13 protein-coding genes are annotated in these 12,268 nt (G+C 65.1%); 2 read left to right on the top strand and 11 right to left on the bottom strand.

Going from position 1 to position 12,268, the window contains the following annotated elements; genetic code table 11:
* Position 1: 1 nt before the first annotated feature.
* Genes AC3G88_RS13195 through pilL2 form a run of 5 tightly spaced genes read right to left on the bottom strand, consistent with a single transcriptional unit; the run spans position 2 to position 3,075 of the window.
* On the bottom strand, positions 2-541 hold the full coding sequence (locus tag AC3G88_RS13195) for an integrating conjugative element protein (protein WP_023082309.1): 540 nt from the start codon (positions 539-541) through the stop codon (positions 2-4).
* Entirely contained in the window at positions 538-1,128 is a 591-nt protein-coding gene (locus AC3G88_RS13190) for a transglycosylase SLT domain-containing protein (RefSeq protein WP_023082310.1), read from the bottom strand. Before AC3G88_RS13190 ends, AC3G88_RS13195 begins: the two co-directional genes overlap by 4 nt.
* Positions 1,110-1,835: a TIGR03759 family integrating conjugative element protein gene (locus tag AC3G88_RS13185; protein WP_023082311.1), complete on the bottom strand. Its 726-nt coding sequence runs from the start codon at positions 1,833-1,835 to the stop codon at positions 1,110-1,112. Before AC3G88_RS13185 ends, AC3G88_RS13190 begins: the two co-directional genes overlap by 19 nt.
* 14 nt (positions 1,836-1,849) lie before the next feature.
* Complete coding sequence (locus AC3G88_RS13180) at positions 1,850-2,491, bottom strand: hypothetical protein (protein WP_023082312.1); 642 nt, start codon at positions 2,489-2,491, stop codon at positions 1,850-1,852.
* On the bottom strand, positions 2,488-3,075 hold the full coding sequence (pilL2, locus tag AC3G88_RS13175) for a PFGI-1 class ICE element type IV pilus protein PilL2 (protein WP_023082313.1): 588 nt from the start codon (positions 3,073-3,075) through the stop codon (positions 2,488-2,490). Before pilL2 ends, AC3G88_RS13180 begins: the two co-directional genes overlap by 4 nt.
* A 160-nt stretch (positions 3,076-3,235) precedes the next feature.
* Here pilL2 and AC3G88_RS13170 point away from each other — a divergent pair, with 160 nt between their 5' ends.
* Both AC3G88_RS13170 and AC3G88_RS13165 read left to right on the top strand, forming a co-directional pair.
* Positions 3,236-5,020, top strand: coding sequence for an ATP-dependent nuclease (locus AC3G88_RS13170; RefSeq protein WP_023082314.1), 1,785 nt, complete (start codon positions 3,236-3,238; stop codon positions 5,018-5,020).
* The gene (locus AC3G88_RS13165; RefSeq protein WP_023082315.1) at positions 5,007-6,827 is read left to right on the top strand and encodes an ATP-dependent helicase; all 1,821 of its coding nucleotides are present in this window, start codon (positions 5,007-5,009) and stop codon (positions 6,825-6,827) included. Before AC3G88_RS13170 ends, AC3G88_RS13165 begins: the two co-directional genes overlap by 14 nt.
* Before the next feature lie 86 nt (positions 6,828-6,913).
* Here AC3G88_RS13165 and AC3G88_RS13160 read toward each other — a convergent pair whose 3' ends face one another.
* From AC3G88_RS13160 to AC3G88_RS13135, 6 genes are all read right to left on the bottom strand, one after another.
* Positions 6,914-9,193 (bottom strand): DEAD/DEAH box helicase family protein, encoded by a 2,280-nt coding sequence (locus tag AC3G88_RS13160; RefSeq protein WP_023082316.1) that lies wholly within the window; start codon positions 9,191-9,193, stop codon positions 6,914-6,916.
* 135 nt (positions 9,194-9,328) lie between these two features.
* Positions 9,329-9,634: a hypothetical protein gene (locus tag AC3G88_RS13155; protein ID WP_023082317.1), complete on the bottom strand. Its 306-nt coding sequence runs from the start codon at positions 9,632-9,634 to the stop codon at positions 9,329-9,331.
* Between the two features lie 88 nt (positions 9,635-9,722).
* Positions 9,723-10,043 (bottom strand): hypothetical protein, encoded by a 321-nt coding sequence (locus AC3G88_RS13150; RefSeq protein WP_023082318.1) that lies wholly within the window; start codon positions 10,041-10,043, stop codon positions 9,723-9,725.
* A gap of 50 nt (positions 10,044-10,093) precedes the next feature.
* The gene (locus tag AC3G88_RS13145) at positions 10,094-11,227 is read right to left on the bottom strand and encodes a class I SAM-dependent methyltransferase (protein WP_258153065.1); all 1,134 of its coding nucleotides are present in this window, start codon (positions 11,225-11,227) and stop codon (positions 10,094-10,096) included.
* A gap of 40 nt (positions 11,228-11,267) precedes the next feature.
* On the bottom strand, positions 11,268-11,918 hold the full coding sequence (locus AC3G88_RS13140; protein ID WP_023082320.1) for a hypothetical protein: 651 nt from the start codon (positions 11,916-11,918) through the stop codon (positions 11,268-11,270).
* A gap of 76 nt (positions 11,919-11,994) precedes the next feature.
* Positions 11,995-12,255 (bottom strand): hypothetical protein, encoded by a 261-nt coding sequence (locus tag AC3G88_RS13135; protein ID WP_023082321.1) that lies wholly within the window; start codon positions 12,253-12,255, stop codon positions 11,995-11,997.
* Between the last annotated feature and the right edge of the window lie 13 nt (positions 12,256-12,268).

Genomic DNA, 12,268 nt, shown 5'->3' with positions numbered 1-12,268 from the left:
TTCATTGCTCGATGCCGGTGGCCGTGATCAGCGCCGGGTAGTGCCGCAGGCCCAGGCGCTCCGCCAGGTCGTCGCCGCCCACGGGAGCGAGCGGTACGCCGGGCACCAGGGCGCGCAGCCGTGCAAGGGCCTGCACCGTCTCGACGTTGACGACCAGGCCGACCGTACCGCGCTCGCGCAGCGAGGTCGCACGACGCCGCAGCCAGGCATGGGAGGTCTCGTCGTCGCCGATGAGCACGAACGGCCGCAGGCCCGGTGCCTCGATCACCCGCCGCGAGACGGTGCCGGGGGTGAGCTTGGCGCTGCGCACCGGCAGCATCGCGGCCTCGTCCGCCGGTGTGACGGGAACCTGTGGCGTCGGGATGGGCGGCCGGGCCGGGGCATTTGCGCGCGGCTGGAGGTTGAGGGCTTCGTAGTACGGCAGCGCCGACGTGCCGCCGCGGTCCTCGACCACAATCAGCGGCTCGCCGGCATACAGGGCCAACGGCAGGCCCGCCAGCGACACGAGCAGGCTCCACAGGGTCAAATGGGGTTTCGTCATGGTGAGGTCTCCTGGCGCGCGGCGAGTGCTGCGGCGGTTGGGCGCGTGCCCTGCACGCGGGCGAGGTGGCGCGACACGCTGCGCCGATAGCGGGCGGCAGGCTCGCCACCCGCGGGGCGGTGGTAGCGACCGATCGCCAGAAGCCAGTCCTCCCCCGGCGCGTGCTGCTCCTTCAGGATCTCGGCGGCGATGGCGAGGTTGCGGTACGGATCGAGCAAGTCGCACGCGCTGGCGTAGCGCTGCCGGTGATAGCCGAGGTTGATCTGGCCCAGGCCCGCGTCGATGCGCGTGTGCGGCGTGGAGCGCATCGCCTGTTGCAAGCCAGCGCAGGCGTCGGCGCGGGTGGCGTAGCGGCGCGACTGGCCGGCGACGTTGAGCGACCAGGGCCATGGGACCATACGCCCATTGCGGCGGATGCCGCTCTCTTGCAAGGCGACGGCATAGAGCACCGTCGAGGGGATGCCCGCACGCTGCGCGGCGAGCTGGTAGGCCGGTGGCGGAACCTCCTGGGCCTGGGCGACGCAGGCATACAGGCCAGCGGCGAGCACCAGTGCGCGCAGGGGTGCGGCTACGGCTGGCGCTGCCATTGACCGTTCACCTCGCGCACGACCGCCGGCAGATCGCCGGGCACCCCCAAGGTTAGCCAGCGGCCGCCGTCGTGGTTGAGCGTGATGCTGCCGCTGCGCACGCGCGCCGGATCGACGTTCGCGCGCTTGGCCCAGTCGCGGATGCGCGCGTCGTCCTGGCGGCTGCCGACCATGTACAGGTCGAATTCGGCGCCCGCGGATTGCAGGCGCTGCACGAGCTGGCCGCAGGCCACGCAGCCGTCCTTGACGAATACTGCCGTGCGGCCGGAGCCGCGCGTGGCGCCGGCGACCGGCTTGTCGTCCGGCAGGTTCACCCGCTGCATGCCGGGGTTCAGCCGCTGCCAGGCTTCGTCGTAGGCGCGCTGGTAGGCGAGCAGCTTCTCGACGCGGCGCGCTTCGGCTTGCACCTGCAGTTCTGCGTAGCGCCGCCGTTCTTCGTCGGTGCGTGCCTCGATGCCCAGGGCCGATAGCGGGTCCAGGTTGGGCGAGTAGATGCCCAGCGGTCCGTCCATCAGTTCGCGATAGCGCGTCCATTCCTGCGGTTGCAGGCCCCAGTCGCTTGCCACCCGGTCTTCCGGGATGCGGGCGGCCAGCGGACGTTCCTGGCTCTGCGCATTGCGCGTGGGCGCCGTGGTCGGCTGCTGCGCCCAGGCGGGCCAGTGGGCGGACGCCAGCACAAGCGCAGAAAGGATGATCGACGGCTTCATGTGGTGTGCTCCGGTCAGGGAATCGCCATGCGACGGGTCTGGTCGCCGGCCTGGAACACCGCGGTGCTGCCTTCGACGGCCAGCAAGCGCCACAGGCCGATCGCATCGCCGGGCAGCAGCACCTGAAGCTGGTCAGGCGTGAAGTCCCCATTGCTCGGCGCGACGGACACGCTGCGCTGGCCGGCGCGCAGTTCGGCGCCGACGATGCGGAACGGGAGCGGCGGTGGCTCGGGCCTGGCAGCAGCCTTGCTCGGTGCGCGCGACTGGGCCGGTGCCGCGGCGCGTGCTGCGGTCTGGCGCGTCTTGAGCTGCTCGACCTCGGCGCGCAGCGACTGAAGGTCGTCGGCAGCGGCATAGCCGCTCAGCGCTTTCTCGACCTGGGCCGCGCGTGCTTCAAGGATTTGGCGGGTGTCTTTGAGGTCTACCGCCGTTGCGACGGCCGGACGCTGTTGGATGGTCTCGATGGTCTCGGCCAGGCCTGTTGCCTGCGCTTCGAGGCGTTGCAGGCGGGAATCCAGCCTCTCCTGGTCGGCCTGGTCGTGCATGGCCTGGTAGCCGAGGGCTACGAAGACGCTGAGGCCGAACAGCCAAAGCCAGAGCAGGCTCTGCACCACCACGGCGGCGGTTGAACGCTGGGCGGATTGCGGAGCGTTCATGGCTGGCCTCCCGAAACCACGGGCATGGGTGCCAGCGGGAACGTCTGCGCCGCCTCGGTGACGGGCGGCGCGGATGCGTTGTCTGCGGACATACTGTCGCCAGGCCGCTCGAAGCAGATTTGCCGTGCCCGATCGTCCGCGTGCAGTTCCCAAGCGGGGCCGGCAAGCGTGAGCAGCGCATCGCGCAAGGTCATGGGGCCGAGGTGCAGGTGCGCCGCCGGCAGCGGCAGTGCGTACAGCTCAATTACCGCGTGCGCGGTCTCGCAGAGCTGATAGCCGCTGCGCTTGAGCACATGCCGCAGCCCATCGCCCACCGTTGCGCGGGCATCCTCCGGCATCGACACGTCGATGGTCTGCAACAGCAGGTCGCGCTGCGCGGCCGTCGGTGCCAGTTCGACCAGCGTGTAACGACCGTAGCGCACGACCGGCACGAGTTCCGGCGCGGCCGGCTCGGGTATCGAGATCGCCTGCTCGATGGGCGGTGGCACGACCGGTGCGGCGGTCGTCGCGCAGCCGGTGGTCAGGACGGTAGCTGCCAGCAGGCTGGCACCGGCCAGACGCCGGATCGGACAAATGGCTTGCATGGCTCGGCTCTCTGTTGCAATAAGCCGATACCTTCTTCGGATGCGTCCAGCCAATCAGCAAAGAATGCGAACTGGAGGTGGTCCGGTTTGTTCAGTAGCTGAATGGGGCAGTTCGCCACTGACTGCTACTATCAAATGCCAAAAGGAAGGGGGATTTGAAATGCGGATTTCACGTGTCAGGCTAGTCAATTTCGCCAATTTCTCGGACGTGGATGTCGAGACCGGCGACAGCATCGTCATCGTGGGGGAGAACAAGGTCGGCAAGAGCAACTTCATTCGTGCCCTGCAACTGATCCTCGATCCAGCATTGTCCGAGCGTGACCGGCAATTGGGGCTTGAGCACTTTTGGGACGGCCTCGGCGCAGACAAGCTCGGCGAAGCCATCGAGGTGTCGGTCGACCTTACCGATTTCACGGACGATCCGCGACTGATGGCCCACCTCAACGACTGCGTGATCGAGGCTGGGCCACCCATGGTGGCGCGCTTGACCTATCGCTTTCAGCCGAAGGCCGGACTGGCCGAGGAGCCCGATTCGCTGAGGGACTACGAGTACGTGATCTTCGGCGGCAACGACCCCGAGATGCGTATCGGCGGCGCGCTCCGTCGCATGTTGCCGTTGGACGTTCAGGTTGCTTTGCGTGATGCGGAGAAGGATCTTGCGAGCTGGCGTCACTCACCGTTGCGGCCGCTCATCGAAGACCTTGCAGCGTCGCTCGATGAAGACGCCCGAGAGGAGATTCAGCAGCAGGTCGACGAAGCCCAACAGGAACTTGCCGGTCACAACGAGGTAATAGAGGCTGCGGAACGGATCAGCGAAAGGCTGGTCGCCCTCGCGGGAGCGCAGCATGCCGTCCCGCTAGGCCTCGGGCTGGCGCCGACGCGCGTCGATGCCCTGTTGCGCAGCTTGCGGCTGCTGATCGACAACGGAGCTCGCGGCATCGGCGACGCAAGTCTCGGGACGGCGAACCTGATCTTCCTGGCGCTCAAGAGTCTCGAACTAGACCGGCTGGTGTCGGACGGCGAGCGTGACCACACCTTCTTCGTAGTGGAAGAGCCCGAGGCGCACCTGCATCCCCACGTCCAGCGGCTGGTGTATCGCTACTTCCTGGGCACCGGTGCACAGGGCGAAGAGGACGTGCCTCCGCTCACGACGATTCTGACCACGCACTCGCCGCATATCGCCAGTGTTGCGCCGATACGGTCGATCGTCCTGCTTCGTCACGATGCGTCAGAGGGGAAGACCGTGGCGGTCTCTACGGCGAACGCTCCTTTCACTCAACGCGACGAGGAAGACCTGCAGCGCTACATTGATGTGACGCGCGGCGAAATCTTCTTTTCACGGGGCGTCATTCTGGTCGAGGGCGATGCGGAGCGCTTCCTCATCCCAGCATTCGCGGAAGCGCTGGGTATCCCGCTCGACATGCTGGGAATCACGGTGTGTTCGGTGGGCGGCACCAACTTCACTCCTTACGTGAAACTCTTGGGGCCTCATGGCCTAAACATCCCGCATGTGATCTTGACCGACCGTGACCCGGTCGACGGAAAGCCGCCGCGCGTACGTCGGCGCCTCGCCAATGTCCTCGATGTGGTCGAGCCGGGCGACGATCACGGCGAGTGGGACGTGGACGATGTCCTGGAGCGCGCCGTGGAACTCGGATACTTCGTCAACGAGAACACGCTGGAGCCTGAACTATTCGCAGGTGGTTTGGCCGAGTCGATGCAACAGGTGATCGAACGAGAGTTGCCTTTGAAGCGGGCAAGCTTGGACGATCTGCAGTCTTGGGTGGACGATCCAGATGAGCTTGATGAAGACCGTTTGCTGGCGATGATTGAGCGCATTGGTAAGGGGCGGTTTGCACAGGCGCTTGCGGTGTCGGTATCGGATGACACGTGCCCGGACTACATTCGCTCTGCGCTTGAGTACATCCGTGATGCCGTCGTCTAGTGTCAGCTCCGCCTACCTGGCGCAGGCCGCAGACCTAGCCGGCAATCCCGGCCAACAGGCGGCATACGACTCGCAAGGGCACTGCGTGGTGCTCGCCGGACCGGGGAGTGGCAAGACGAAGACCTTGGTGCTGAAGCTCGCACGCATCTTGGCCGAGGACGTCCGCGCCCCTCGTGGAGCCGCATGCATTACCTACAGCCAGGAATGCGCGCGCGAACTGACTCGCCGCCTCGAAGGCTTGGGATTGCGAGAGGCACCAAACCTGTTCATTGGCACGGTGCATGGCTTTTGCCTGCGCCATCTGCTGATGCCCTACGGGCGCTTGGCCAAACTGCCGATTCCGTTTCCATTGGCGGTGGCAACGCAGCGGGTGAGCGACCGTTTGCTGAGGCAGTCGGGGGACGCGCTCTTCGGGCCCAATCATCCGTACAAGGCCATCGATCTGGGGCGGCACCGACGCTCTGTTCTCGACCGAAACAGCGTCATGTGGCGCAGCGAGGAGGAGCTTGCCGCTTGGGCGATCGCCTACGAAGCGGCGTTGCGTAACGAGGGATTAATCGACTACGACGACATGGTCGTCTTCGGCCAGCGGCTGATTGTCGAGCACGACTGGGTGCTGCCATTGGTCCAGGCGAAGTTTCCGGTGCTCGCCGTCGACGAGTACCAGGACTTGGGCGTCGCGCTGCATCGGATCGTCAAGCGCCTGGCGTTCGATGGCGGTGTTCGCTTATTCGCGGTAGGCGATGCGGATCAGTCAATCTATGGTTTCACGGGGGCCGACGGCGGCTTGCTCACGGAACTGGCCGCACGCGACGATATTGAGCGGGTCCAGCTTCAGCTCAATTATCGATCAGGTACCAGAATCGTTAACGCCTCGGAGCTGGCGTTGGGCGAAGCCCGCGGTTATCGGGCGAACGACCCGACGCGTCAGGCGTCCATCGCGTTCGTGCTGCGTCCTGGGGGCTTAGCGGATCAGGCCGCGCATGCCATTGCGCAGATCATTCCGGCGGCTCTGGCGGCCAAGCCCGGTCGGACGCTTGGTGATATCGCAATCCTCTACAAGGACTACCGCGCAGGCGACGTCGTTGCCGAGGTGGCGACGGCCAGCGGACTCGACTACATCCGGGTCGACAATGCCGCGCCTTATCGCAAGGTGGGCCTGACGAGTTGGGTCGAGGACTGCGCAGCCTGGTGCGCAGGCGGCTGGCGCATCGGGCGGCCGCAGTTGCGTGGTTTGATCGAACGTTATCTGGCTTTCCGCCGTGCGCATCTGGACGAGAGCCAGGCCAAACGCGAGGGGCAAGTGCTGACCGCGCTTTTATGGTCCCTGCGCCAGGATGTTCAACCTGCGCGTGAGTTCGTTGCAGCGCTTCGGACCGGTATCCTCGATGACCTGCTGGACGCAGAGAGCGCGCTCGCCGACCAGAAGGAGCAGTTGGACCGTATGACGGCGGCACTCGCGGAAGGTGGCGCATTGGCCTCCCTGGATATCGTGAGCCTCGGGGGGCGAGATGGGTCGCCAGCGCACCTCAATCTATTGACCTTACATTCGGCCAAGGGCTGCGAGTACGACGTGGTCATCATGGTCGGTCTCGATCTTGGGAACCTGCCGTGGCGCAATGAGAGTCCCGAGAAATTGCGCGAAAGTCGTCGCCTCTTCTACGTGGGCCTGACCCGCGCCCGTGACGAGGTCCACATGCTCTATTCGGGCTTTGTCGATGGTCGATTCGGCCCGATGCGGCTTGGACGCTCCCCGTTCTTGGACGAGTTGGAGAATCGGATGCGGACCGCCGGCTTGCAGCAGTAGCCTAGGCAACGCAAGCTCCGCGCCTTACTGAGGGGCGGCAAAAAAAAACCGGCATCCCAATGGGGATGCCGGCGTTGTCGCAGAATTTACGCTGCAACGAGTTGCCGGGCCAGCGCCACTTCGACGGAATCACCGTCCTGGTTAAGTACATCCAGGCCCGATTCGGGCACGTCGCCCGAGGTGGACTGCGAGACCATGATCTTCTTGGCCATCAGCTCCAGGCAGGTCATCTGAGAGGAGCCGGCATAGCCGAGATAGATCACGCGCACGGACTGCTTCTGTCCGATGCGCCAGGAGCGACGCGCCGCCTGCTGGAGCGAGTACACGTTGTAGCCCGACTGCATGAACACGATCGTCGGGAAGTCCAACAGGTCCAATCCCGTCTTGACAAGCTCAGGGTTGGTAATGAGCACATCGATGCCACGGTCCAGTTGCTCGGCGATCCAGTCCTCGCGGCGGCTGGCATCCACGCTCGCGCGCAGCACTGCCACCCGAAAACCTTCCTGCTCCAGCAGCACCTTCAGGCGCGACGTGGTGTCGCGCGTGCCGGTATAGACCGTGTAGGCCAGAACCTTGCGGCCCTGCGCCTTCTCTTCCTTGCAGATGTCGATCAGCTCGCGCTCTTTCGGCGTCACCTCGAACTCGTTGAACTGAGCCGGGACGAACGCCAAGGTGTTGCGCGTGCGCGGATGCACCACGGTTTCCGACCGGAAGCAGCAGTCCGGCCAAGCCAGCAGCACATTGAGCACCACGCCCAGCAGCGTCGTATCGCGTCGCGCCAGAGCCTGTTTCAGCTCCGCGGTCAGCCGACCCGCCAGGTCGCGGTAGGCCGCGGCTTGCGCCACGTCCATTGCGACTTCACGGAACTCCTCGTCATACGGCGGCAGGACGTTGCCGCCGATGTCCTTGAGCTTGAGGAAGATCGTGAACGGCAGGATGCACCGCAAGACCCCCTTCGGCCCGAAGCCGGGAGCCTTGACCGTGCGCACCGATACCTTGGTGCCCCTGGCCGTCTTGTGCGCCGTGCCGGTGCTTTCGGAGTAGATGTCCTTGAGGACCCCGTGGTCCCTCATGAACGCCATGGCGGCCGAGGTCATGCTGCCGCTCGTGGTCGGGCGGTAGCCGTCTTCGATCATCCGCCCAGGCAGGGCTCGGAACAGCAGGTAGAACAGGTCGTCCCCGTAGCCGCCCATCAACGTGCCTGTCAGCAGCAAGGTCTTGCGAGCCTTCGCCGCCAGCACGCCCATGGCCTGGCCTTGGGCACTGCCACCGTTCTTGTACTCGTGGGCCTCGTCCGCGATGCACAAGTCGAACGTGCCTTGCGGCAGATAGCGCTTGATGAACTCGGACGGCTGGTAGCCGCCTTCGCCAAAGCCGAACTCCATGTTCGCCATCGCTCTTTCCATGCGATGCGCCTGGCGGTCAGAGAAGACCAGTTCGCCGTTGCCATCCATCAAGTTGATGAACTCATGGATGTTGTCGCCCAGCATCGACGCCAGGAACCCGTCGCCGAACTTCTGCATCAGCTTCTGCGCGGTGACTTCCCCGATCGTCGGGATGCGCTTGAGGGCTTTCAGCACGGCCGAGGACTGGTCGCTGCCGGACAGGCTGCGCGGGCGGATCAGTGTCCACAGGGGCGCGGCGCAGTGGCTGCACTTCCTGCGGTGTTCCTCGGCTTGGAGGGCGACCGGGTTGACCGGCTCGCCGTCGAGGTCGGTGATGACCCTGCCGCAGTCCGGGCAGGCCGCCACGTCGCCGTGGCGGGTGCGCCGCTGGGTGAAGACGGACTTCCAGTGGAAGCCCATCCGCATCCTGACCCGGCCCAGGACAAAGAACTCCTGGCCCGTGGGCTGGACATTCAACTGCTCGCGCAGCTTGATTAGCTTGACGAGCGTATCCGGCCCGTTGAGCACCCAGACCTTGGCACCTGCTACCGTTTCCTGGATCTCGCGCCGCCACTTGTAAACAAGGTGCGGTGGCGAAAGAACCAGGGTGCGGCGGTAGCCTTCGGCGTTGAGCGCGGCGGCCGTGGCGATGCCGACGGTCGTTTTGCCGCAACCCATTTCGCCATTGACGATCGCGGCGCGTTCTCCCCGATCGACTAGCAGCTCGGCGGCGGCGTGGACGACTTCGGCCTGGGCCGGGAACAGCTTGCGCTTGAGGCTGGCGACGACGAGTTGCCGGTGCGCCCGCGGCTGGCCGTTATAGACCGGCGGGTTCGCGCTATTGAGGGCGTCGAGCAGTTCGTCGCCGAACTCGCCGACAAAATCCTGAAGGCTCAGGGTCAGAGGGGAAGATTCCGCATCGAGCAGTTCGCCCTGTACGGGCGCGGCTTCAGCGGCAGTGGTTTCGAGATCGAGGGACATGGTGATGCTCCAATGAAAAATGGGGCATGCACTACCCCCAGCGGGCCAATGGCATGCCCCGCAGTGGGAAGGAAATCGGCGCTTGGCCGAGGTGGTCGAAGTTGCCGGCCGTGGCGGCCTGCTGGTGAATCGTGCTCAGTCTTCGGACGGCAGCACGATGACGGTGGCGCTGCGCTCCGCATCGGTGACGATGCGGATGGCCAGCCCCGGATGGATCACGTAGCGGGATTCCAGCGATGCACCGGATTGCAGTGCAGTGCTGTTGGCCTGCCATTGCTGGATGTTGACGTCGCCCCAGTCGCCACGGGTGTGGCGCCTGAAGTACGGGATCGGGTCGAGCCGACCCGTGCGGACCAGGCGATCGATGCCCCTGCTGAAGATGAGCGCACCGATTGGAAACGCCAGCCCGTGGCAGTAGGTTTCAATGTGATGTGATGCCATGGGCTCCTCCTTGATGAGTCATTGAGCCACGACACCCCTGGCGGAGTGAAGTGGCTCCGTCAGGTGGATGAAGACGACGATGGTGCTGTCAGATCATGTCCCGTTCTTCGGGAAGCTGGATCACCGTGGTCTGGTGGTCCTCGCTGGTCTTGACGATCAACACCAGTTCGGGCGTGATCCTGAAGTGGGAGATCATCGGATCGTCCCCACGGATTGCGACATCGTTGGCTTGACGGGTGGCCTCATCGGTCTCGCCCCAGTCACCGCGCACATGGCGCTGGACAAGAGCCAAGGGGTCGATCAGGCCTTTGCGGGCCAGCCAATGCACCTTCTCGCTCAACTGCAACGTACCTGGTGCGAACAACGGTTGCTTCTGCGGCGCGGGCCGCTTGAACAGATTGGGGAACATGGTGTTTCTCCTTCGATGTGGTACAGCAGGACGACAGCGCGTCCGATGGATTAACGGATGGTCAGGACCTCGCCCCGTGTAGCGGAGCCGGGCGTCATGTCCCACGCGCGGATGACAGGCACGAACTTGTCGGTGAGGATGCGGGTCTCGGCGATGGAGCCGTCTTCGCGTTCGGTGAATTCCCGCTGGAGCGTCTTGTCCTTGTGGGTGTCACCTTTGACGACGAGCACGCGCCCGGTCTTGGAGCGCACAACCCCCGAGATCGCGCCCGCGGCCAGGGCCAGGGCGAGATGCCAGTGGGACAAGGCACGCGCCGGTGGACGCAGCGACTGCTGCGCTGCCCCCAGGTGCGTGTCCTGCGACGGCCAGAGGCCTTGCAGCCGGCCGACTTCATCGGCGAATTGCTCCGGCTCCATCGTCACGCGGAAGAAATGCTCCGGCTCGGCCGGACTGGCGGGAACGATGTACGGCAGGAACGGCCATTCGCTCGGCAGCTCCTCGGCTTCGACTTCACCAAGCCCGACCTGCAGCAGCAGATTGCGCACGGCCTTGAGACCATCGGGTGCCAGCTCGCGCTGACGCACCCTGCGACCGAAGATCACCACTTGCTTGAACTGCGTCTCCACCGCTCGGTAGATCCGCAGGTCCGTGTAGTGGCGCGTCAGCCAGCCGACCAGCTCGGCGTCGAGCACGTAGCCGGGGACGATGAAGACCAGCACACCGCCGTACTGCAACAGCGACAGGCTGCGCTGGTAGAACAGTTTCTCGAAGCGGGGACGGCCCTGACCTTGATAGCCGATGTTGCCGTTGACGTCCTTGGACAGGTCGCCATACGGCGGGTTGAGCCAGAGCAGCCCGAATGACTGCTTGGAGATCATCGTGTCCATCAGGTCCGCGTGCAGGCAGTGATCGACAAGGCCGCGGGCATGGCGTGCCCGTTCCGCGTCGAACTCGACGGCGAACGCCTTGGCCTGCTCGCGCCCGAGGGCATGAGCGGCTTCGGCGATCGCCACGCCTTCGCCGGCGCAGGGATCGAGGATGCACATCGGACCATCGCTGGGCATCAGTGCGTTGAGAGCTCTTTCGAGCGTGGGTTCGTCGGTCGGGTAATACCCGTTCTTGGCGAAATTGCGGGCGAGCCGCGGGAACATGAGGGCCATGGAAGTCTCCTGGTTGGCGGGGATGAAGTGCGAACGCACGCTTTGGCGTGCCCTCGCGGGTGGGTCAAGCCGCTACCGCTTCCGGCGTCCAAATCTTGGCCGGATAGGGATAGGCGGTGAGCACGTCACTGCGGATCAGAGAGCCCAGCGCCAGGGTCAGCGCCGGCACGTCGATGGCGAGCCGATGGCCTTCCAGCGGCCCGAGGGCGAACGGAAGACGGGCCAGCATCTCGCGGGTCTGTAGCAGTTCCAGCACGGGTTCGCGCCAGTGGTCGAGCAGCGGCAGTGGGCAGGTGTCCCTTAGCAGCATCCACAGGCGGTCAAGCCGGTGGGCGCTGCCCTTGGGCAGCAATGCCAGTGCGCTGGCGTTGGCCTTGTCGGGCTTGACGCAGCGGCGGTCGAACAGCCACACGTTGGACAGCGAACCGAACAGCGTTCGCCGGTAGGCGCGGGTCATGCGCTTTTCCAGACGATCGACGTTGCCGATGAACACCGGGACGCTGCCGCCCTGGTCGGTGATGACGTGGAACTGGTCCAGGCCCTGTTTGTCGCGCCCGAGGGTCAGACGAGCGAGGAACTGCTGGACGGCGGTGTCCCGCGCCCAGATCGACAGGAAGATCAGGTTGCCCTGGTCGTCGCCGACGCAAGCGTCGGCCATCACGTCGGAGCATTCGTCGATGCGATACAGCGTGGTAGAAGAAGTGTGTGCGGGCATGGTGGTGTCCTCGGATAAACGGGAACAGCACCGCCCGCTGGGGCAAGCACTGTCCCAGGGGGTGGAAGAAATTCGCTCAGTCCGGCTCGAACTGCCGGGTGTGCGGGTTGAAGTGGAGTGCGTCGTCCACCGCGGTGATCGGCGTGAAGCCGTCCAGGTAGATGTTGTTGAGGTACTGGTCGCGGTAGGTCAGCGCCTGCCGTGCCTGTTCCTCGGTGAGGCCATTGCTGATGAGGTACTCCAGCATTTCCTCGTCGGAAGAAACTTCGTCGTTGGACAAACTCCCTTCAACGAGCTTCAGCAGCGAGGGCGGGAGCGCAGCCAGGATCGGGTCCATGTCGGTTCCTCCT

The organism is Cupriavidus sp. 86D6, assembly GCF_057815095.1.
This window is presented reverse-complemented; position numbering and strand designations above follow the sequence as displayed.

Bases quoted from the DNA above. Each gene is read 5' to 3' on its own strand.
- AC3G88_RS13195 (WP_023082309.1), bottom strand. From the start codon at position 541: ATGACGAAACCCCATTTGACCCTGTGGAGCCTGCTCGTGTCGCTGGCG.
- AC3G88_RS13190 (WP_023082310.1), bottom strand. From the start codon at position 1,128: ATGGCAGCGCCAGCCGTAGCCGCACCCCTGCGCGCACTGGTGCTCGCC.
- AC3G88_RS13185 (WP_023082311.1), bottom strand. From the start codon at position 1,835: ATGAAGCCGTCGATCATCCTTTCTGCGCTTGTGCTGGCGTCCGCCCAC.
- AC3G88_RS13180 (WP_023082312.1), bottom strand. From the start codon at position 2,491: ATGAACGCTCCGCAATCCGCCCAGCGTTCAACCGCCGCCGTGGTGGTG.
- pilL2 (WP_023082313.1), bottom strand. From the start codon at position 3,075: ATGCAAGCCATTTGTCCGATCCGGCGTCTGGCCGGTGCCAGCCTGCTG.
- AC3G88_RS13170 (WP_023082314.1), top strand. From the start codon at position 3,236: ATGCGGATTTCACGTGTCAGGCTAGTCAATTTCGCCAATTTCTCGGAC.
- AC3G88_RS13165 (WP_023082315.1), top strand. From the start codon at position 5,007: ATGCCGTCGTCTAGTGTCAGCTCCGCCTACCTGGCGCAGGCCGCAGAC.
- AC3G88_RS13160 (WP_023082316.1), bottom strand. From the start codon at position 9,193: ATGTCCCTCGATCTCGAAACCACTGCCGCTGAAGCCGCGCCCGTACAG.
- AC3G88_RS13155 (WP_023082317.1), bottom strand. From the start codon at position 9,634: ATGGCATCACATCACATTGAAACCTACTGCCACGGGCTGGCGTTTCCA.
- AC3G88_RS13150 (WP_023082318.1), bottom strand. From the start codon at position 10,043: ATGTTCCCCAATCTGTTCAAGCGGCCCGCGCCGCAGAAGCAACCGTTG.
- AC3G88_RS13140 (WP_023082320.1), bottom strand. From the start codon at position 11,918: ATGCCCGCACACACTTCTTCTACCACGCTGTATCGCATCGACGAATGC.
- AC3G88_RS13135 (WP_023082321.1), bottom strand. From the start codon at position 12,255: ATGGACCCGATCCTGGCTGCGCTCCCGCCCTCGCTGCTGAAGCTCGTT.